Annotated in this window: 19 protein-coding genes; 6 read left to right on the forward strand and 13 right to left on the reverse strand. The window is 64.5% G+C overall.

Going from position 1 to position 19,011, the window contains the following annotated elements:
- The 9 genes from G6P99_RS26775 to G6P99_RS26815 all read right to left on the reverse strand — a co-directional run bounded on the left by G6P99_RS26775 (position 1) and on the right by G6P99_RS26815 (position 10,000).
- Positions 1 to 1,410, reverse strand: a complete 1,410-nt coding sequence (locus G6P99_RS26775; protein ID WP_165123960.1) for a DUF4403 family protein — start codon at positions 1,408 to 1,410, stop codon at positions 1 to 3.
- A 134-nt stretch (positions 1,411 to 1,544) separates the two neighbouring features.
- Entirely contained in the window at positions 1,545 to 2,315 is a 771-nt protein-coding gene (locus G6P99_RS26780; RefSeq protein ID WP_029081061.1) for a CPBP family intramembrane glutamic endopeptidase, read from the reverse strand.
- Positions 2,316 to 2,325: 10 nt separating this feature from the next.
- Complete coding sequence (locus G6P99_RS26785) at positions 2,326 to 3,969, reverse strand: isovaleryl-CoA dehydrogenase (protein WP_029081060.1); 1,644 nt, start codon at positions 3,967 to 3,969, stop codon at positions 2,326 to 2,328.
- A 272-nt stretch (positions 3,970 to 4,241) separates the two neighbouring features.
- Positions 4,242 to 5,198: an outer membrane protein gene (locus G6P99_RS26790; protein WP_165123963.1), complete on the reverse strand. Its 957-nt coding sequence runs from the start codon at positions 5,196 to 5,198 to the stop codon at positions 4,242 to 4,244.
- A 185-nt stretch (positions 5,199 to 5,383) separates the two neighbouring features.
- The gene (locus tag G6P99_RS26795; protein WP_165123966.1) at positions 5,384 to 5,836 is read right to left on the reverse strand and encodes a hypothetical protein; all 453 of its coding nucleotides are present in this window, start codon (positions 5,834 to 5,836) and stop codon (positions 5,384 to 5,386) included.
- Between the two features lie 35 nt (positions 5,837 to 5,871).
- A complete protein-coding gene (locus tag G6P99_RS26800; protein WP_165123969.1) occupies positions 5,872 to 6,285 on the reverse strand; it encodes a hypothetical protein in 414 nt (137 codons plus the stop codon).
- A gap of 145 nt (positions 6,286 to 6,430) precedes the next feature.
- A complete protein-coding gene (locus G6P99_RS26805) occupies positions 6,431 to 8,431 on the reverse strand; it encodes a serine hydrolase (protein ID WP_035976839.1) in 2,001 nt (666 codons plus the stop codon).
- A 207-nt stretch (positions 8,432 to 8,638) separates the two neighbouring features.
- Positions 8,639 to 9,130, reverse strand: coding sequence for a cupin domain-containing protein (locus G6P99_RS26810; RefSeq protein ID WP_198031161.1), 492 nt, complete (start codon positions 9,128 to 9,130; stop codon positions 8,639 to 8,641).
- 117 nt (positions 9,131 to 9,247) lie between these two features.
- The gene (locus G6P99_RS26815; RefSeq protein WP_029081057.1) at positions 9,248 to 10,000 is read right to left on the reverse strand and encodes a M15 family metallopeptidase; all 753 of its coding nucleotides are present in this window, start codon (positions 9,998 to 10,000) and stop codon (positions 9,248 to 9,250) included.
- A 213-nt stretch (positions 10,001 to 10,213) separates the two neighbouring features.
- Between G6P99_RS26815 and G6P99_RS26820 the strand changes: the two genes are divergently transcribed.
- The 3 genes from G6P99_RS26820 to plsY all read left to right on the forward strand — a co-directional run bounded on the left by G6P99_RS26820 (position 10,214) and on the right by plsY (position 13,404).
- Entirely contained in the window at positions 10,214 to 11,167 is a 954-nt protein-coding gene (locus G6P99_RS26820) for an aspartate carbamoyltransferase catalytic subunit (protein WP_029081056.1), read from the forward strand.
- A 4-nt stretch (positions 11,168 to 11,171) separates the two neighbouring features.
- Entirely contained in the window at positions 11,172 to 12,473 is a 1,302-nt protein-coding gene (locus tag G6P99_RS26825; RefSeq protein WP_029081055.1) for a dihydroorotase, read from the forward strand.
- A 334-nt stretch (positions 12,474 to 12,807) separates the two neighbouring features.
- Positions 12,808 to 13,404, forward strand: coding sequence for a glycerol-3-phosphate 1-O-acyltransferase PlsY (gene plsY / locus G6P99_RS26830; protein WP_029081054.1), 597 nt, complete (start codon positions 12,808 to 12,810; stop codon positions 13,402 to 13,404).
- Positions 13,405 to 13,417: 13 nt separating this feature from the next.
- On the opposite strand, the gene G6P99_RS26835 is transcribed toward plsY, so the two are convergent.
- The gene (locus G6P99_RS26835) at positions 13,418 to 14,659 is read right to left on the reverse strand and encodes an amidase (RefSeq protein WP_165123972.1); all 1,242 of its coding nucleotides are present in this window, start codon (positions 14,657 to 14,659) and stop codon (positions 13,418 to 13,420) included.
- A gap of 102 nt (positions 14,660 to 14,761) precedes the next feature.
- On the opposite strand from G6P99_RS26835, the gene dprA reads away from it, so the two are divergent.
- A complete protein-coding gene (dprA, locus tag G6P99_RS26840; RefSeq protein WP_165123975.1) occupies positions 14,762 to 15,877 on the forward strand; it encodes a DNA-processing protein DprA in 1,116 nt (371 codons plus the stop codon).
- Between the two features lie 144 nt (positions 15,878 to 16,021).
- Here the strand turns inward: dprA and G6P99_RS26845 are convergent, their stop codons facing one another.
- Positions 16,022 to 16,420 carry a winged helix-turn-helix transcriptional regulator gene (locus tag G6P99_RS26845; RefSeq protein WP_029081051.1) on the reverse strand — a complete coding sequence of 133 codons (399 nt, stop codon included), beginning with the start codon at positions 16,418 to 16,420 and terminating at the stop codon, positions 16,022 to 16,024.
- Positions 16,421 to 16,519: 99 nt separating this feature from the next.
- Between G6P99_RS26845 and G6P99_RS26850 the strand changes: the two genes are divergently transcribed.
- Positions 16,520 to 17,128, forward strand: coding sequence for an FMN-dependent NADH-azoreductase (locus tag G6P99_RS26850; RefSeq protein ID WP_029081050.1), 609 nt, complete (start codon positions 16,520 to 16,522; stop codon positions 17,126 to 17,128).
- A 180-nt stretch (positions 17,129 to 17,308) separates the two neighbouring features.
- On the opposite strand, the gene G6P99_RS26855 is transcribed toward G6P99_RS26850, so the two are convergent.
- Together G6P99_RS26855 and G6P99_RS26860 are read right to left on the reverse strand one after the other, a co-directional pair.
- Entirely contained in the window at positions 17,309 to 17,467 is a 159-nt protein-coding gene (locus G6P99_RS26855; RefSeq protein ID WP_165123978.1) for a hypothetical protein, read from the reverse strand.
- Between the two features lie 158 nt (positions 17,468 to 17,625).
- Positions 17,626 to 18,399 (reverse strand): SDR family NAD(P)-dependent oxidoreductase, encoded by a 774-nt coding sequence (locus G6P99_RS26860; RefSeq protein WP_029081049.1) that lies wholly within the window; start codon positions 18,397 to 18,399, stop codon positions 17,626 to 17,628.
- Between the two features lie 109 nt (positions 18,400 to 18,508).
- Between G6P99_RS26860 and G6P99_RS26865 the strand changes: the two genes are divergently transcribed.
- Positions 18,509 to 18,982, forward strand: a complete 474-nt coding sequence (locus G6P99_RS26865; RefSeq protein WP_029081048.1) for a winged helix-turn-helix transcriptional regulator — start codon at positions 18,509 to 18,511, stop codon at positions 18,980 to 18,982.
- Positions 18,983 to 19,011: the final 29 nt, after the last annotated feature.

Below are 19,011 nucleotides of genomic sequence, written 5' to 3' on the forward strand. Positions count from 1 at the left end.
TCATGATCCATAGATGAACTTGAGTTCTCCGCTGACGCGGAGCGCAATGCTGACGCCATCAGACAAGAACTGGATACTGTCCAGCGTAACACCGCTGAGTTTTCCCTCCATGCGGAAGCCGTTCTTCAACGGCCGATTCAGCCGCTCATTGGCGGCGTTGAGGAGGTTTTGATACGCGAGGCCGTAGCCGATACCCGGAATTTCCTTCAGCTGATCGAGAATCTGATTCTGCAATTGGGCCGCCTCGGACCGATCGGGCGAACTGCTGGCCGCCAGATTGGAAATCCTCATCGATTGCTGACCGGAGTCGACGTTTAGCGCGCCCGACAGGTAGATCCATTCGCCCGCGGCGCTATCGCTAGCACCGGGTCTGACGATGCGAGCGCCGATCACGAGCTTGCCGGACGACGGATAGACCTGCACTTCCTTCACGGCTGAGCCGACCTTGCTGGCGGACAGAACCTGCATGATCTTGTCACGCAACGTGCCGTAGTCGACACGCACGGGAAGCAGGATATCGAACCTGCCGGGTTGGCTGATGCCGTTACCGAGCGGCGGCAGCGGCGTCGGTGTCAAGGCGGATGGTGCCTGGCCGACCAGCGTTTGTGCCGCGCCACTCAATTCAAGCACACCCGAAAGGCTTCTTGCATTGGCATGCACGCCAGCGAAGGCGGCACTTGCCGGCGTCATTTGCAGCCAGACTGGAGGATCCTGCGAAACCTGAATCGGCTGAAATGCCAGCTCCCAGGCCTTGGCTGCCTTGTCGCGCAGGTCGAGGCGTCGCGCCGCCTCCCTCGCATGCTGCCGTATCCGGCCGAGCTGTTTTCGGATGCTGGGTTCAGCGTATTTTGTCAGCGCGATATCACGCCCGAGAACATGCAGGACCGGCGGTTCACTCCAATGAAAGGAATCGGCAAAATTCAGGTTGATCGACCAGTCCTTGTTCAGCGTCGGTCTGGATTCGATGTCTACCACGGCCCGTCCTTGAGCATCGCCGTGAATGCGGGAGGTAAACCGGTTGGCACCCTGACCTTCGATGCTCCCAAAGATCGGAACCGAGCCGACGATGCGATCATCGTAGCCACGCAGAGAAACAGGTCCTCGATCGACAAAGCCGTCTACGTCACAGTTTGCTCTGACCCTGAACACCAGAACGCGCCGATTAACGCAGCCGATGCGTTCGTCAATAGTCGCCAGCCGTTTTGGAATATCGCGTTCGATCGCGGAAGCGATCGACGGCAATCCGAACTCAACAACCGCTGAAATTCTCGAAGTGGTCGACAGGGTTGACGGCTGATCGGGCATGACAGGTGGCTTTTCGGCCGCGACCGCCCGTCCGGCGAGGCATATGCCGCACAACAGAACGAAATGACCGAGACAATTCCGCGGCCCGCGCTGGTAGCGATCCATTTTCGCTTTCCCTGATCGAACTGATAATCCGCGCATGGTTCTTTGCGCGCAGCCTAGCAGGGGTTCGCATATCTCGCTCGCATGGCTGCAAATCAATTATGAGCCATGCGTTGAGTGCGGAACGGATCAACCGATCAGCCCGCCAGCCACCAGGTCTGGATCGTGGCCGCGAGGTTGTTCAGCCCGTGCAGCAGGATGGTCAGCCAGGTGGAGCCGGTGCGATAACGGAGGTAGCCGAACAGCAGGCCGATCGAGAGCACCTCGCAGAGGAAGAACCAGTCGTACTGGAGGTGCATGACGGTCCAGACGATCGACGACAGCAGGATCGCGCCGTAAGGGCCGAGCGAGCTTTCCGACCAGCCGCGATACAGCCAGCCGCGCGCGAACAGCTCCTCCCAGAGCGGCGCGGCGACAGCGAAGGCGATCACCAGGAGCCACAGCGCGCTGTGCTCCTGCGCCGATTTCAGCACATCGCCCATGAAGCCCGGCGTCACCTCGCGGCCGGCGGCACGGGACACCATGTCCCAGGCGCCGACCAGCACGACCAGCGCGACGATTCCGATGATGACGTTCTTCCACGACGTGCCGCGCAGCCCGAGATAATCGGCGAACGATATCCGGGTCCCGCGGATCGCCAGCCACAGCGCCAGCACCACCATCGGCAGGCCGGCGAGCACCGAGAGCGAGATCGTCAGGCCGTCGGCAACCACATGGGTGATGCCGGCCACCGACAGCTCTGCGCCTTGTGCCATGATGCGGTAGACGATGACGGCGACCTGGCCGAGGAACATCGCCGCGAAGATGACGAGGCCCCACAGCGCGGTGCCCCAGAACTTCCAGACCCGCGGGGGACGTGGTGGCGGTGTAACCGCCGCCGGCGGAGTATCGGGATTGAGTGCGTCCATCAGCAAACCTTCATGGCAGCGCCCGCGCCAGCAGCGCGCGCTGATCGGCATCGGATAGGTCCACCGCGCCGTACATGCCGGCGTGGCGTTCGGCAAGCCGTGTCGCCGCAAACAGCTCGGCATTCTCAGGCGAGACCTGGTTGAGCGCCGCGGCGGCCGCCAGCAGCGCAAGCTTCTCGACCGCCAGCCGTGCGATGCGCTCGCTGTCGGGGCGGCGGAACGATTGTCCGATCGACGCGACGGTCTCCGCGGCACCCGGCAGGCCCTTGGTCTCGTCAGCGAGCGCGCGCAGCACGGCGAGCGCGGCATCGGCCTCGCGGCCGAGCGCACGCAGCACGTCGAGGCACATCACGTTGCCGGAGCCTTCCCAGATCGCGTTGACCGGCGACTCCCGGTAATGCCGCGCCAGAATGCCCTCCTCGACATAGCCGTTGCCGCCGAGGCATTCCATCGCCTCATAGAGGAAGGCCGGCGCGCTCTTGCAGATCCAGTATTTGATCGCCGGGGTCAGCAGCCGCACATAGGCGGCCTCGCCTGCGTCGGTGGGCGCACGATCGAAGGCGCGGCAGAGCCGCATCACCAGCGCGGCCTGCGCCTCGACATGCAGCGCCATGTCCGAGAGCACCGCCTGCATCAGCGGCTGGTCGGCCAGATGTTTCTGGAACACGCTGCGATGGCGCGCGTGATTGAGCGCATGCGCCAGCCCCGAGCGCATCAGCCCGGCGGAGGCGATCGCGCAATCCTGCCGCGTCAGCTGCACCATCTGGATAATGGTGCGGATGCCCTTGCCCTCCTCGCCGATCAATTCGGCATGGGCGTCGTGGAATTCGACCTCCGACGAGGCGTTGGAGCGGTTGCCGAGCTTGTCCTTCAGCCGCTGGAAGTGGATCGCATTGACCGTGCCGTCGGGCGCAAAGCGCGGCATGAAGAAGCAGCTCAGCCCCTGCTCGGCCTGCGCCAGCACCAGGAACGCGTCGCACATCGGCGCCGACATGAACCATTTATGCCCGGTGATGCGCCAGGCATCGCCGTCGCGCTCGGCGCGCGTCATGTTGGCGCGCACATCGGTGCCGCCCTGCTTTTCGGTCATGCCCATGCCGAGCGTCATGCCGCGCTTGGTCCACCACGGCGCAAAGCTCGGGTCGTAGGCGCGCGTGCCGATCACAGGCATCGTCCTCGCCAGAATGTCCGGCTGTGAGGCCAGCGCCGCGACCGAGGCGCGCGTCATCGTGATCGGGCAGAGATGGCCGGTCTCGACCTGCGCCGCGATATAGAATTTTGCGGCGCGCACCACTTCGGCCGCCCCGCCGGCCGGCCTGCCGTCCGCGGTCCAGGTCGAGTTGTGCACCCCGGCATGCGCGGAGTGCGCCATCAACTCGTGATAGGCCGGATGAAACTCGACCTCGTCGCGGCGGTTGCCCCTGGCATCGAACGTCCGCAGTTTCGGCGTGTTCTCATTGGCGACGCGGCCGCGCTCCGCCATCACGGCAGATCCCCAATGCTTGCCGAAATCGGACAGCTCAGCCCTCGCCGCCGCGCCGCCATTGGCGGCGACGGCCGCGACCAGCGGCGCGTCCGCCGTGAACAGGTCGACATCCCAAAACGGCGGCGACTGGTTGAAGACGTCGTGGGTGGCGAACGGAGCCTGCGTCATGGTCTCCTCGAAGATCGGTCTCACTGCGCGGACAACCGGTCTCCGCCGGGGTGGATCACGGGCCAGCCGTGGCGCAATGGAATCGATGGATCATAAGCCTGCGCGCCGGCGCCGGGCAGCGAAAAAATGCGCTTCAGCCAGGACGTGTACTCAAAAATGGGCCCGCGCGGTGCAGGCAGGTGACTTCCGTTCTGGCCCCGAAGTCGGGCATCGGTGAGAGATGATGAAGGCATGTCCGCTAAGGGCCAGAACCGGAAGTCGCCGCAATCAGATCAGTGGAATTGATAGTTCAGCCCGACGCGCAAGATGTTGTCGGTGAAATGGGTGTGCGTGGTGATAGTGCCGCTGAAGGGCGATGTGATTAACCCCAAACCGGGCGGGTTGACGGACGCGCCAGGAAACGGGCCGATCGTGTCGAGCGATCCCAAGTCGACGTAGAGGTATTCCAATTTCCACGTCCAGCCCATCCCATACGAGATTTTACCCTCGACCCCTCCGCCAACCGCAAAGCCAACCTTCGTCCTGGAGTCGCTGAAAGCGTTCGCGCTGGGTGTAAGGGCAGCGTTGGTGTTTATTGACCCACTAACACCAGTAACGCCCGACACTTCGACGCGGCCAAAAGCCAAGCCGCCGGTCCCATAGACTAAAATCTGATCGGTTATCAAACCTCCAACACGCCCACGAACTGTCCCAAACCAGTTAATCTTGGCATCATACGTGGTCGCTGCGGTGCCGTTGAGCGTGCCAGTCAGAAGACAGGTCGGAGGGCCGTTATGAGGAAATACTACAGGCACTCCCGGTGGGCCCGCGGCCGCCAGCGTGCAAACTGTCGTTGAGAATGGAGCGGTAAACGTATTGCCCCCTCGCTCGCCCGAATCTTGAATATCGGCCTCGAAGCCCAACACCCATCTCGGGCTGAATTGATAGTTGTAGCCGACCTGACCACCGCCGCTGGCGCCATTTAGCTTTGCTGTATTCGAGCCCGCAACCGCAACGCTATTGTTTGGAAAGCCACCTAAGAAGGTTGGAAACACAACGGTGGTCGCGTTGCCTACGACATCGGCATCGGCATTGCCCCAGCTGTAACCGACGTTGCCGCCCACATACAATCCGGTCCAGCTATAGACCGGCGCGGGTGCGGGCGGCGGAGCCTTGACCGGGATTTCTGCCGCGAAAACGGGCGTTCCGACCAGCGCAATGGCTGCAACCGCATTTGCCAGCTTGTTCACTACGGCCTCCAACAATCGTCAAGGCTAACACGCTCCTACGGGCCGGGCTGTTACCCGTTCATCACGATGAAACATTTTTGCAGTGACGAAGTCCGAAATGGGTCATTTGCAGACGTTCACGGCCGGTCAAGCCATGTCCGCTCTACCGCTAGACGCTGACAATCCCGGATTTATCAGTGCCTGCCCTAGATGCTTCCATGCCTGGGCGCATGGCGGCCGAGCCAGCGGTCGACCCAGTCGCTCGCGCGAGTGCGGCTCGCCTCCTTCCTGGACGCCTGGACAGGAAAAATGTCGCCGCTGCTCAGTTGCCGGTTATCGGGATAGGCCACCAGCTGCAGGTTCGACTCATGCGCGGCGCCATCCATCGGAGAGATGTAGGCAAACCGGATCTCGATCTTGTGCTTGATGTCGGCGCCTTGCCATTTGGGATGGTGGCGCGACAGCAGCTCGACAAGCTCGCAAGGCAACAGATCGGAGGTCGAGCTCCGCGACCCCTCGGTCTTCTCCATGTAGCATTGCTCCTTGACGCTGCTGACGCGCGCGTCGATCGGCCGGAAGTTCACCCGCTTGTCGAGCTCGCCATAGGCATAGAAGCCCGCGACGCCGATAGCGATGATCCCGTAGAGCCCCAGACGCATCGTCGAACTCCCATCCTGCCCGACCGCCCTGACGGTCAGATCGAACGCGTCTTCTCCGCCTTGCTCTTGGAGGCCAGCACCGGCAACACGTCACCGGCGCGCAGCGGCTTGCCGTTAGGGAAGTAGGACATCTGCAGGCTCGACTGGTGCGTGGCTCCATCGACCGGTGAGACATAGACGACGCGCACCTCGATCTTGTGCTTCACGTCATAGCCCTGCCACTTCGGATGCTCCTTGCGCAGCAGCTCGGCAGTTTCGCAGCGAGTCAGGTCGGACGTAAACGTCGTCTTGGTGATGACCCCGCGCTCGACCTTTTCGAGATAGCACTGCTCGTTGACGCCGCTGATGCGCGCATCGACGCGCTGGTAGTTCGCGCCCTTGTCGTACTGGTCGTAGATCGCGATGCCGGCAGCGCCGACGACAATGATTGCAATGGCTCCGAAACGCATGCTTCGTGCTCCCGTAATGCCCGCACATGATGCGACTGCAATTAAGGAGTGTTGAACGCGCGCTCAGCTACTTCAGCGATGGCAAGCTTTGTCTTGCGAAAATGCCTCGGATTTGAAGGAAATCCGATCCGGCTTTTGGCATCGGCTATTTCGTCGCCGGCGCGATGATCGCTGCCTTCTGCTCCCAGGGCCCGGGATTGAGGATGAGCCCGGAGACTTTGCCCGCCGCGTCGCGGACGAACGCGATCCTGGTGTGATCCTTGTCGTCCAGCGTGAATTCGTTGTTCGATGTGGCGACGAGCGGCGTCGCCTTGCCTTTCTCAAACGCGAGGAGCGGCCAGGCCCCCGCAGCTTCCGCGACGAGCTTGCCCTGCTCGACGCGAAGCTGAAGCTGAACCGTATCGACACTCCGCGCGGCCCGCACAACGCTGAGCTCGCTTCCACCGTCCTGCCCCTTGCGGGCGGTCTTGATCCTGATTGCCGTGTCGGCCTGCCCTCGCAGCCGGGCCATCACGTCGCCGAGCGAACGTCCCATGAGCGGCGTGCCGTCGAGCTCGGTGATCAGATCGCCCGCCATGACGCCGGCCTTGGCTGCGGGGCTGTTAGGAAGCGGCCGATTGATCCTCAGGCCCTCCGGCTCCATCGTGACGAACGCCTCGATGCCGAGCCAACCAGTTTTGCCGTCGGCCAGGCCCTGCCGGTCGCGCGAACTCACCGAGGCGCCGAAATCATACATCCCGGCAAAATCCGCGAGCGCCTCAGGGCTCGCCATCGCTGATCCCGCCGGCGGGGCAGACAAGGACGGCCCGGCAACCGTCAATGCGCCATAGGCGAGATGGTTGATCCCGGCGTAGCGCAGCGCTGCGCGCCCCTTGCTGCCGGGCGTCGCCTGGATCATCTGCAAGCCGATCAGTTTCTCCGCCGGATCGATCCAGAAATAGGTGCCCCAATGTCCGGCCCAGGAATAGCTTCCGACGGCGCCCGGTATCCAGCTGTAGACGGGATTGGTGCGTATCCCGAAGCCAAGTCCAAAGGTCGTCCCAGCACGGCCACCGACTTCGTCACCGCCAAAGATGTGAACATCCGGGGATAGCGCGTTCGTCGTCATCTGCTTCACCGCCTGCGGACTGAGCAGGCGCACGCCATCGAGCTCCCCCTCGTTGAGAAGCATCTGGCAAAAGCGCAGATAGTCGGGCGCGGTCGACACCAGTCCGCCGCCGCCGGAAAACAGCTTCGTCGGCTTCGTGACATCCCAGATCGGTGGCCGTTCCGGCATGGGAGAGTCGACCAGACGGTCGAGCTTCTCTTTCGGCACATAGAATCCGGTGTCGACCATATGCAACGGCGCAAAGATGCGGCTCTGCAGGAATTGGTCGAAAGACTGGCCGGACACGACCTCGACAATGCGGCCGAGCACGTCGACGCTCCAGCCATATTCATGAACCTCGCCCGGCTGATGGACGAGCGGCACGCGGGCCAGGCTGGACACGAAGTCCGCCAGTGTCCTGTCGCGTCGCCATACGACCACCGAGCCGTAGAGCATATGAATCGCCTGAATTGCCACATCGGCGTTCGCGTCCGAGAGACCACGTTCCGGATAGGCAAAGTCCAGTTCCGGATAGATCAGGCCGGAGGTATGCCGCAGCAGATCGCGAACCGTCATCGGCCGCTTCGGCGGATCGAGCCCGTATTCCGTCTTGCCGGTGGCCGGGTCGGTCTTTCGGAACGCGACTCGCATCTCCGCAAGCTCGGGCAGATACCGCGCAACCGGTGCATCGAGGTCGAGCTTGCCCTCGTCGACCAGCATCATGGCGGCGACGCTGGTCACCGGCTTCGACATCGACGCGATCCAGAAGATCGAATCCGTCTTCATCGGAACGGTTTTGGCGCGGTCCTGAAATCCGATCGCCTGCAAATAGGCGAGCTTGCCGCCCTTGGCGATCGCGACGACGGCGCCGGGCAAAAGGCCGTCCGACGGCGAGAAGGCATCGAAGCGGCCCTGGTACCAAGGCGCGATCCGCGCCAGCCGCGCGGCGGAGAAGCCCAGGCTCTTGGCGTCGCCCGGCGTCGTCAGTTCGTCGGCGGACGCCGGCCCCAACAAACAAAGCGCGATCGAGATCGTCCGTATCGACGCGATCAGTTTCATCCGGGGCATCTCCACATCAACGCGGGGTCGCTGCTCGCCGCATCGACGATTGCACGGATGAGACCCCCGCGGCGCGCCGATTTCCGCGCGGGATTGGCCGAATTCTGTAAACGGCCAGATTTACTTCGGAATCGGCGACTGAATTTGACGGCGTGACGATGCCACGTCCGCCTTGCGCTGTTGGGGTGGGCAAATGTTTGAGCCCGCCTAGGTGAATTCGGTCCCGTATTTGAGGGCGATCGCGTTGATCTGGTCCCGCATCAATTGCTTTCGCGGCTCGCCGGGTCGGCTGCAGGTTTCGCGAAAGAAACCGTCGAGGCCCGGGGGCACCATGATCCACAGCAGAACCAGTTCCTGATCTGGGCTACTGAATCCATGCCACGTGTTCCCGGGTATGAAAATCGTTCCGCCTCTCTCGCAGGGGTGGCGCACATCGTTGAGTGTGACCGTGCCGCTGCCTTCCAGAACGTAGAAGGCTTCGTCCCTGTCGAAGTGTCGGTGAAGGGGAATGCCCGAGCCCTTGGGTAGCTGCTGAATACCCAGGCCGAGATGATTGGACCCCGTTATGGGATCGGCCTTGATGAAGATGTTGCCGCCATCACGAAAATGGATCAGGTGTTCACCCTCTCCGGCGCCAAGCACATAGCCCTGCGGCACCGGGCTGTGCGACTTCGCCTCGATTGGCTTGCTGTCTGGCATCGCGTGCTCCATCGGCCGATACGCAACAATGAAAAGGCCACAATAGCAAAATGCAGCGCGAGCGACGCCCGTGGCCAAGGCGGCTTTGGGTCATTTTCTACAGCGGCAGCTGTGGTCCTAGCGCGCCCGCGTGATCGGGAAATCATAGGCGGCTGCGCCCGCGCCCGGCAGCGAGAAGTGCCACCATTCCTTCGAATAATTCACAAAACCCTGGCGGGCCATCGCCGCGACCAGCCTGGTCCGCCAGCTCCGCTGCGCCGGCGTGATGGAGCTGGCAGCGGTATGACCCTTCACGTCGGAGCAGTCATAGCCGGTGCCCATGTCGACGCTGCCTTCGGGCGCCCGCGCCGCGGCCGGCGCGGTGCAGTCGGCGTAAGCGCGCGCTGGATCGAACGTCGGCGAATTGTCCGCGGTCAGATCGACCAGCGTCAGATCGAGTGCAGCTCCGGTCGAATGACCGGAATGGGTGGCGATGTAGCCGAGGCGGAACAGATCGGCTTTCGAGAACGCCGGGTTGTAGCGCCGCTCGGCGGCGGTCTCCCTGCCGTTCTTCGACCACGCCACCATGTCGGCGACGGCACGGGCCGGCCGGTAGCAATCGAACATCTTCAGCGACAATTTCTGCCGCGCCAGTTCCTGCTGCACGGCCTTGAGCCGCAGCCCGACCTCGCGCTTCACCACGCATTCCGCCGCGCCATAGCCCGCGAGCGGCCGGCCCATGAAATTGTTCGAACTGGCGTAGCGGATGTCCTGGATGATGGTCGGATCGATGTCGCGCAGAAACGCGAAGCCGCCGGGCAGGCCCTGGGCCACGCCTTGGGCAAGGGCCGGTGAGACCAGGCCCACAACAGCGACGAGGATCACGACAATTTTCACCAGCTCTCGCTCCGGCGCAGTCGCCGGGCTCGTCCCAGCGATCCACGTCTTGTTCCGGAAAAGCCAGCAAAAGCAAGGCGTGGATGGCCTGCGACAAGCCAGGGCACGACGGCGGAGAAACCGGGCCACATCTTACTCGGGGAAAACTCCCCCTAGCCCTCTTCGCGCTTGCCCCACCGGCCATCCGCGCCTATAGCTCTCGCTTTAATGACCCCATCATTGAAATCGACATTTGTCCTCGGTCACCGGCATCTGCTGGGCATCGAGGGCCTTTCCGCTGACGACATCACGGGCCTGCTCGACCTCTCCGAGGAGTATGTCGAGCTCAACCGCCAAGTCGACAAGAAGCGCGCCAGCCTGCGCGGCCGCACCCAGGTCAATCTGTTCTTCGAGGCCTCGACCCGGACCCAGTCCTCGTTCGAGATCGCCGGAAAACGCCTGGGCGCCGACGTCATGAACATGTCGGTGTCATCGATGTCGACCCGCAAGGGCGAGACCTTAATGGACACCGCGGTGACGCTGAACGCGATGCACCCCGACATCCTGGTGGTGCGCCACCACGCCTCCGGCGCGGTCGAGCTGTTGGCGCGCAAGGTTGACGGTTCCGTGATCAATGCCGGCGACGGCGCCCACGAGCACCCGACCCAGGCGCTGCTGGACGCGCTGACCATCCGCCGCAACAAGGGCCGGCTCGAGGGGCTGACGATCGCGATCTGCGGCGACGTGCTGCATTCGCGCGTCGCGCGTTCCAATATCTTCCTGCTCAACACGATGGGCGCCCGCGTCCGCGTGGTGGCGCCCTCCACGCTGCTGCCGTCCGGCATCGAGCGGATGGGTGTCGAGGTCGCGCGCGACATGCGCGAGGGGCTGAACGGCGCCGACATTGTCATGATGCTGCGGCTGCAGCGCGAGCGCATGAACGGCTCCTTCGTGCCGTCGAGCCAGGAGTACTTCCACTATTTCGGCCTCGACCAGAAGAAGCTCGGTTACGCCAAGCCGGACGCGCTGGTGATGCATCCGGGCCCGATGAACCGTGGTGTCGAGATCGACACTTTCGTCGCCGACGGCGCGCAGTCGCTGATCCGTGAACAAGTTGAAATGGGTGTGGCAGTGCGCATGGCGGTGCTCGAAGCGCTCGCCCGCAACCTGCCGAACGCGTGACGCCATGCTGACTGACCGCCGCCCCATCCTGCTCGCCAACGCCCGCGTCATCGATCCGTCCCGCGACTTCGACGGTCCGGGCGACGTCCTGATCGCCGACGGCGTGATCCGTGACGCCAAGCGCGGCATCGGCGCCGCCGGCGTCCCCGAAGGCACCGACATCGTCAATTGCGCCGGCAAGATCGTGGCCCCCGGCCTGATCGACATGCGCGCCTTCGTCGGCGAACCCGGCGCGAGCCATCGCGAGACCTTTGCCTCCGCCAGCCAAGCCGCGGCCGCCGGCGGCATCACCACCATCATCTGCCAGCCCGACACCTCGCCGGTGATCGACAATTCCGCGACCGTCGACTTCGTGCTGCGGCGCGCCCGCGACACCGCGATCGTCAACATCCATCCGATGGCGGCCCTGACCAAGGGCATGCAGGGCCAGGAGATGACCGAGATCGGCCTTCTGAAGGCCGCCGGCGCGGTCGCCTTCACCGACGGCGACCGCAGCGTCACCAACGCCCAGGTGATGCGGCGCGCGCTGACCTATGCCCGCGATTTCGACGCGCTGATCGTGCATCACACCGAGGACCCGAACCTGGTGGGCGAAGGCGTCATGAACGAGGGCGAATTCGCGACCCGGCTCGGGCTTGCCGGAATTCCCACCGCCGCCGAGTCAATCATGCTCGAGCGCGACATGCGGCTGGCGGGGCTGACCGGCGGGCGCTATCACGCGGCCTCGCTGACCTCGACCGAGTCGCTGGAGATCCTCAAGCGCGCCCGCGACTCCGGCTACAACGTTTCGGCCTCGGTCTCGATCAACCACGTCACGCTGAACGAGAACGACATCGGCCCCTACCGCACCTTCCTCAAGCTGGCGCCGCCGCTGCGCACCGAGGACGATCGCAGGGCGCTGGTCGCAGCTTTGGCCTCCGGGTTGATCGACGTCGTGATGAGCGATCACAATCCGCAGGACGTCGAGGTCAAGCGGCTGCCGTTCGCGGAAGCGGCGAGCGGCGCGGTCGGCTTGCAGACCATGCTGCCGGCAGCGCTGCGGCTGATCCACAATGGCGAGATGGATTTCAAGACGCTGATCCGGGCGATGTCGACCCGGCCGGCGGAACTGCTCGGCCTACCCGGCGGCACGCTGCGCGCAGGCGCCCCTGCCGACATCATCGTGATCGACGCCGACACGCCCTGGGTGCTCGACCGCGACGATCTCAAATCGCTGTGCAAGAATACGCCGTTCGACGACGCCCGCTTCTCCGGCCGCGTGACGCGGACGATCGTCGGCGGACGGACCGTGTACGAGCACGTCTAAAGCTAAAGCGTTTTCGGGCGAAGTGGATACCGGTTCGCGTGAAGAAAACGCGTCAAAACAAAAAATTGGAGCCCCGTTCCGATGCAATCGGAACGGAAAAGGCTCTAAATCTGAGTGGAACTCAACGCGCCGCGAGCTGCAACATCGCTTCCATCGTCGTTCCGACGACGATAGCTGCGACGTAAACGACAAAGAACAGCTGCTCCAACCGCCTGCGAACAGAAGCCATGATAAGCTCCCTCATTTCCAACGCCATGGTGCGGGTTGATGGTTAATATTTCATTGACGGAATTGGCCGAAATCGACCGGACCGGCCGTCCAGGGAACCGCCGCGATGTCTGCTGACGCGATGCTGCTGCCCGCCTTCCTGATCGGCTATCTCCTAGGCTCGATCCCGTTCGGCATGGTCCTGACCAGGCTCGCCGGCACCCAAGATCTGCGAACCATCGGCTCAGGCAATATCGGCGCCACCAACGTGCTGCGCACCGGCCGCAAGGGCCTCGCCGCGGCGACGCTGATCGGCGACATGCTGAAGGGCACTGTCGCCGTCATCATCGCGGGCACGATCGACGGCCCGAACGCCGCGATGCTGGCGGCGCTCGGCGCGTTCCTCGGCCACCTTTTCCCGGTCTGGCTCAGGTTTCGCGGCGGCAAGGGCGTCGCCACCTACCTCGGCGTGCTGCTCGGCCTGTTCTGGCCGGCGGCGCTGATCTTCGCCGTGATCTGGCTCGGCACCGCCTACACCACGCGCTACTCGTCGCTCTCGGCGCTGATCGCCGCATTCGTGACGCCGCTGTTCCTGTGGTGGTTCGGCCACAACGCCCTCGCCTCGCTGTTCGCCGTGCTGACGCTGCTGTTGTTCTACACGCACCGCGAAAACATCCAGCGCCTGCAGGCCGGCACTGAAGGCAAGATCGGCGAGAAGAAGTAGCGCAATCGCACCGCTACCGCTTCAGCGCATCCTCGACAAAGCTCGCCGCCGCCAGCGCCTTGGCATCGCCGCCAAACCCCGCGATCACGGTCACGCCGACCGGCAATCCGCCCTCGGCGATCAGCGTCGGGACGTTGACGCAGGGCACGCCCATCAAGGTCCAGAGCCGGTTGTAACGGGGGTCGCCGGTCGATGCCAAACCCGCGGGAGCGGCGCCCGGCGCCGACAGTGTCAGCAGCACGTCGACCTCGGCGAAGATCGCGGCCAGCGCCTGCCGCGCGCGCAGCGTGATGTCCATCGCCGCGTCGTATTCGGCCGGCGTGCCGCCCTTGCTCTCGTCGAGCCGGCCGCGCAGCAGCAGCGGCGGCATCGCATCGTAGTGCTGGCCATACTCCCAGGCGAACGATTGATGCGCCTCGAACTCTTGCACCACCGGATGGATCCGCCACGCCTCGGCGACGATCTCAGGCATCGCGAGTTCGCGAACGGTCGCACCCGCCTGCTCCGCCGCCCGCGCCGCCTTCTGCAACGCCTCCGCGCCGGACGTTTCAGGTGCGCCGGCAAAAGCCTGCGTCACCACGACGATGCGCGGCGCCGCGACCGAAGACGGCACGATCAGTTCCGGCCGCTTGGTCATCGCAGCCAGCCCCAGCGCGACATCGCGCACGCCGGCGCCGAACAGCCCGACGGTATCGAGCGTCCAGGAAAAACACTTCACGCCGACGGTCGGCAGCAGCCGGTAGCTCGGCTTGATCGCGGCGACGCCGCAGAACGAGGCCGGCCGGATCACCGAGCCGCCGGTCTGCGTGCCCAAGGCCAGCGGGATCATCCCGGCGGCAACCGCGGCGGCCGAGCCCGACGACGATCCACCCGGTGTGTGCGCGTGATTGTGCGGATTGAGGGTTGCGGTCGGATCGTTCGCCGCGAATGCCGTCGTCGTGGTCTTGCCGATGATAGTGGCGCCGGCCTGCTTCAGCGCCATCACGACAGGCGCATCGGCGCGCGGCTGATGGGCGCGATAGATCGCAGCCCCCATCTCGGTCGGGAAGTCAGCGGTATCGATGATGTCCTTGATGCCGACCGCAATACCGCGCAGCGGCCCGGCAGTCTGCCCCCGCGCCTTGTCGTCATGGCGGACGAAGGCGCCAATGGTCTTTTCCAACGCGCCGATCGCCTCCAGCGACTGGCCGATGGCGGCCTCGGGCGACAGCGCGCCCTGCTCGATACGCGCTTTGACGTCGGCAAGTGAGATCATGGTCGGCTTCCCCGGAATTGGCGACCGCTTGTAGCGCGTCACGCCCACTGCGCCAATGTCGTGGTTGATCACAATCCCAGGTTGGGCGAAGCTACGCTCCACATGCATGACCGGACGCCCAGCGCTGTAAAACTCACCGACACCGAGCGGCTCAACCGCCTGCGGCTGATCCGCTCCGACAATGTCGGCCCGCGCACCTTTGCATCGCTGCTGCGCCATTTTGGCGATGCGGCACACGCGCTGGAGCGCCTGCCCGATCTCGCGCGCCGCGGCGGCGCGTCGGGCCCCGGGCGCATCACGAGCGAGGCCGACGCGGTTGCTGAGCTCGCGGCCTGCGCGAGGCATGGCATCGACCTCATCGCGCCGGAGGAAGCGCATTATCCGGCGCGGCTTGCCACCATCGACGACGCGCCGCCGCTGCTTGCCGTGCGCGGCGCGCGCGACACCCTGATGCGCCCGATGATCGCGATCGTCGGCTCCCGAAATGCCTCCGGCGCCGGGCTGAAATTTGCAGGCACTCTCGCGCGCGATCTCGGCGACGCCGGCTTTGTCGTGATCTCCGGCCTCGCCCGCGGCATCGATCAGGCGGCGCATCGCGCGACCGTTGCGAGCGGCACGATCGCCGTGCTCGCCGGCGGCCACGACAGGATCTACCCGCCGGAGCATGAGGATCTGCTGGCTGCCCTGCTCGAGCGCGGTGCGGCGATCTCGGAGATGCCGCTCGGCCACGTACCGCGGGCGCGCGACTTCCCCCGCCGCAACCGGCTGATCTCGGGCGCCTCGCTCGGCGTCGTGGTGGTGGAGGCCGCACATCGCTCGGGCTCGCTGATCACGGCGCGGATGGCCGCCGAACAGGGCCGCGAGGTGTTCGCGGTGCCGGGCTCGCCGATCGATCCGCGCGACGCCGGCGCCAACGATTTGATCAAGCAGGGCGCCACGCTGGTCACCGAAGCCGCCGATGTCATCAGCGCGGTGACGCCGATCATGGAACGCCCCGTCATGCTTGGCGCGCGCGAGGAGGACGAGCCGCTGGACTTCGCCACCGATGCGTCCGATCGCGCCCGCATGATCAATCTGCTCGGGCCGAGCCCGATCAGCCTCGACGATCTGATCCGGATGGCCGATGTCTCGCCCGCCGTCGTCCGCGCGGTGCTGCTGGAGCTCGAACTCGCCGGCCGGCTCGAGCGGCACGGCGGCGGGCTGGTGTCGATGATTTAGCTTGCTACGCCGCCCGCACCGTCATCCTGAGGAGCCGCGCAGCGGCGTCTCGAAGGATGCACGGCCCCGATGTCGCCGAGTTGAGAGAACCGGGCCGTTGACCCTTCGAGACGCGCGCAAGAGCGCGCTCCTCAGGGTGACGGATCACTCGTTACGTCCGTCAAACCGCGTCCGCGCACCTTCGATCTCCGGCAGATGCGCGAACGCCCATTCGCCGAGCGCCTTCACGGGCTCCGCCAACCCGCGGCCGAGATCGGTCAGCTCGTAGTCGACCCGCGGCGGGATGGTCGGAAACACCGTGCGGGTCACCAGGCCGTCGCGCTCCAGGCCGCGCAGCGTGAGTGTCAGCATCCGCTGCGAAATGCCGCTGATCATGCGCTTCAATTCGTTGAAGCGCTTCGGCCCGTCGATCAGCATCATGATCACGAACACGCTCCATTTGTCGCCGACCCGCGCCAGCACGGAGGCGACCGCGCGGCAATCGCTGTGATCGGGACTGGGCCGCGGCGGCGGGGCAGTCACATGGATGTTCTCAGGTCTCATCGCTGTGCTCGGGTTTCAAAAATGTGCGTTCTTGCGGACATTTAGGGCGGTCACTCATATAGCGCCAGTTACAAACCTATACCAAAGGTGACCCCTGCCATGAAACTTCTGCACATCGACTCCTCGGTCCTCGGCCCCCACTCCGTCAGCCGACAGGTCTCGGCCGCCGCCGTCGAGCGGCTGCGCCAGGCCAATCCCGGCCTCGTCGTGAGCTACCGCGATCTCACCAAAACCCCGCTCGCCCACCTCTCCGGCCTGCATTTGGCCGCGAGCCAAGGCGCCGCGCCGGACCCGTCGGTGCGCGACGATATCGCGACCGGCCAGGCTGTGCTGGACGAGTTCCTCGCCGCCGACATCGTGGTGATCGGCGCGCCGATGTACAATTTCACCATTCCCTCCCAGCTCAAGGCCTGGATCGACCGCGTCCTGGTTGCGGGCAAGACCTTCAAATACGACGCCACCGGCGTTCAGGGACTGGCTGGCAACAAGCGGGTCATCATCGCGATCTCGCGCGGCGGCTATTACGGCGCCGACACGCCGATGGCAGCCCTTGAGCATCTCGAGACCTATCTGCGCGGGGTGTTCGGCTTCATCGGTGTCAGGAATCTTGAATTCATCCCGGCCGACGGCATCCAGGTCGGTCCCGAGCATCGCGAAAAGGCGGTTGCAGGCGCGCTGCAGGCCGCCGGCAGCCTGAACGCCGCTTAACCCCAGAACCACTGTCGTCACCTGCGAAAGCAGGTGACCCAGTATCCCAGAGACGGCCGTTATTGAACCGAGAGGCCGCGACGTACTGGATACCCCGCATGCGCGGGGTATGACAGTTGTGGGCGGGACGAGGTCTTGGCCAAGCGGCAAGCGTGATGCGCGGGCGACTCGCCGGATGCCTCAGAACCAGACGCCCTGAATGCCGGCGATGACGGCGACGAGGGAGATCAACAAGCCGATGCCGGAAAACAGCGCGACCGTCACGAACTGTGCCGTGTCTGAATTCTCGGACGCGGACGAAACTCTGATCGGAGTCGCAATACGAGCTGCTTTGGGCATGACGGCACTCCAAATGATTCCGTGGTGAAAAAATTCCCCGCCCTTTTCAGGAGTCCCGGGAGTACGTCAAAGGTTCAATTCACGCAATGATAGTCGCGCACGCAATCGGCCGGTATGAAGCGCTTCACACCGGCCGGTTCGTTACAATGAGAAACAATTTAGCCGCGATAGATCGGCGCGCCGGCGGGCGAAGCCGTTGCGCCGCCATCGATGAACAGTTCCTGCCCTTGCACATGCGCCGCGTCGTCGGACGCCAGGAACAGCACGGTCTTCGAGATATGATCGGGCTCGCCGATGCGCCCGAGCGGCGTGGTCTTGCTGATCCGCGCCTCGAACACCTTCTCGGCCTCAGGCGTTGCGATCGCCGCGCCCCAGATCGGTGTCCGCACCGCGCCCGGCGCCACCACGTTGACGCGGATGTTGCGCGGCGACAGTTCTGACGCCATCACCCGCGCCATCGCGCGCACGCCGGCCTTGCTCGCGGCATAGGCCGAGTAGCCGGGATTGCCGAGCACCGAAATCACCGAGCCGTTGAGGATGATCGACGCGCCGTCGTTGAGATACGGCGCGACCGCCTGCACCGTGAAGAACACGCCGGTGAGATTGGTGCGGATCACATTTTCGAAAGCAGCCAGCGTGGTGCCGCCGACCGGCGTCTGGCCGGGAATGCCGGCATTGGCAAACAGCACGTCGTATTTGCCGAACTTCTCGGCGCCCTGCTTTACCGCGGCTTCCAGCGCCGCGACATCGGTGGCGTCAGCCACCACCGCCAGCGCGTTCGGCCCGAGTTCCCTGGCCGCCGCCGCAAGCGTCTCCTTGTTGCGCCCGGTGATGACGACCTTGGCGCCCTCGGCCACGAACAGTTTTGCCGTCGCAAGCCCGATGCCGCTGTTGCCGCCGGTGATCAACGCCGTCTTGTTTGCCAGTCTCATGTCCGCCTCCAGTTGGTTGCATTATTAAACTTCATTGCCTACCTAGGGCATCAGGTTTAATATTGCAACCACACAAGACCGTGATGGCCCAACTTCTGGAGACCGCGCCGTGAAACGAACCAGCCTCGCAGGCGATTCTTGCCCGGTGGCCCGCGCGCTCGACGTGTTCGGCGACTGGTGGTCGTTGCTGATCATCCGCGACGCCAGCCTCGGCCGGCGCCGCTTCGGCGAATTTCAGGCGAGCCTCGGCCTCGCCAAGAACATCCTCACCACGCGGCTGCGCACGCTGGTCGAGCGCGGCATCCTGAAGATGGTCCCCGCCTCCGACAGCAGCGCCTATCAGGAATATCTGCTGACGCCGAAGGGCCACGGCATCTTTCCGATCCTCGTCGCGCTCCGGCAATGGACCGAGGAGTTCGACGAGCACCCGGACGAGATCGCGACCATCCTGGTCGACCGCGACAAGGGCAAGCCGGTGAAGAAGCTCGCGCTGTTTTCGCAGGACGGCCGCGTGCTTGATGCCGCCGACACGGCGCTGAAGCCGCGGCCTCCTGCGAAGCGCGCGCGGCGTGTATCGGCCTAACTCCATTCATCAAGATGTCAACGGTGTTG

The organism is Bradyrhizobium sp. 6(2017), assembly GCF_011058295.2.
Lineage (GTDB): Bacteria > Pseudomonadota > Alphaproteobacteria > Rhizobiales > Xanthobacteraceae > Bradyrhizobium > Bradyrhizobium septentrionale.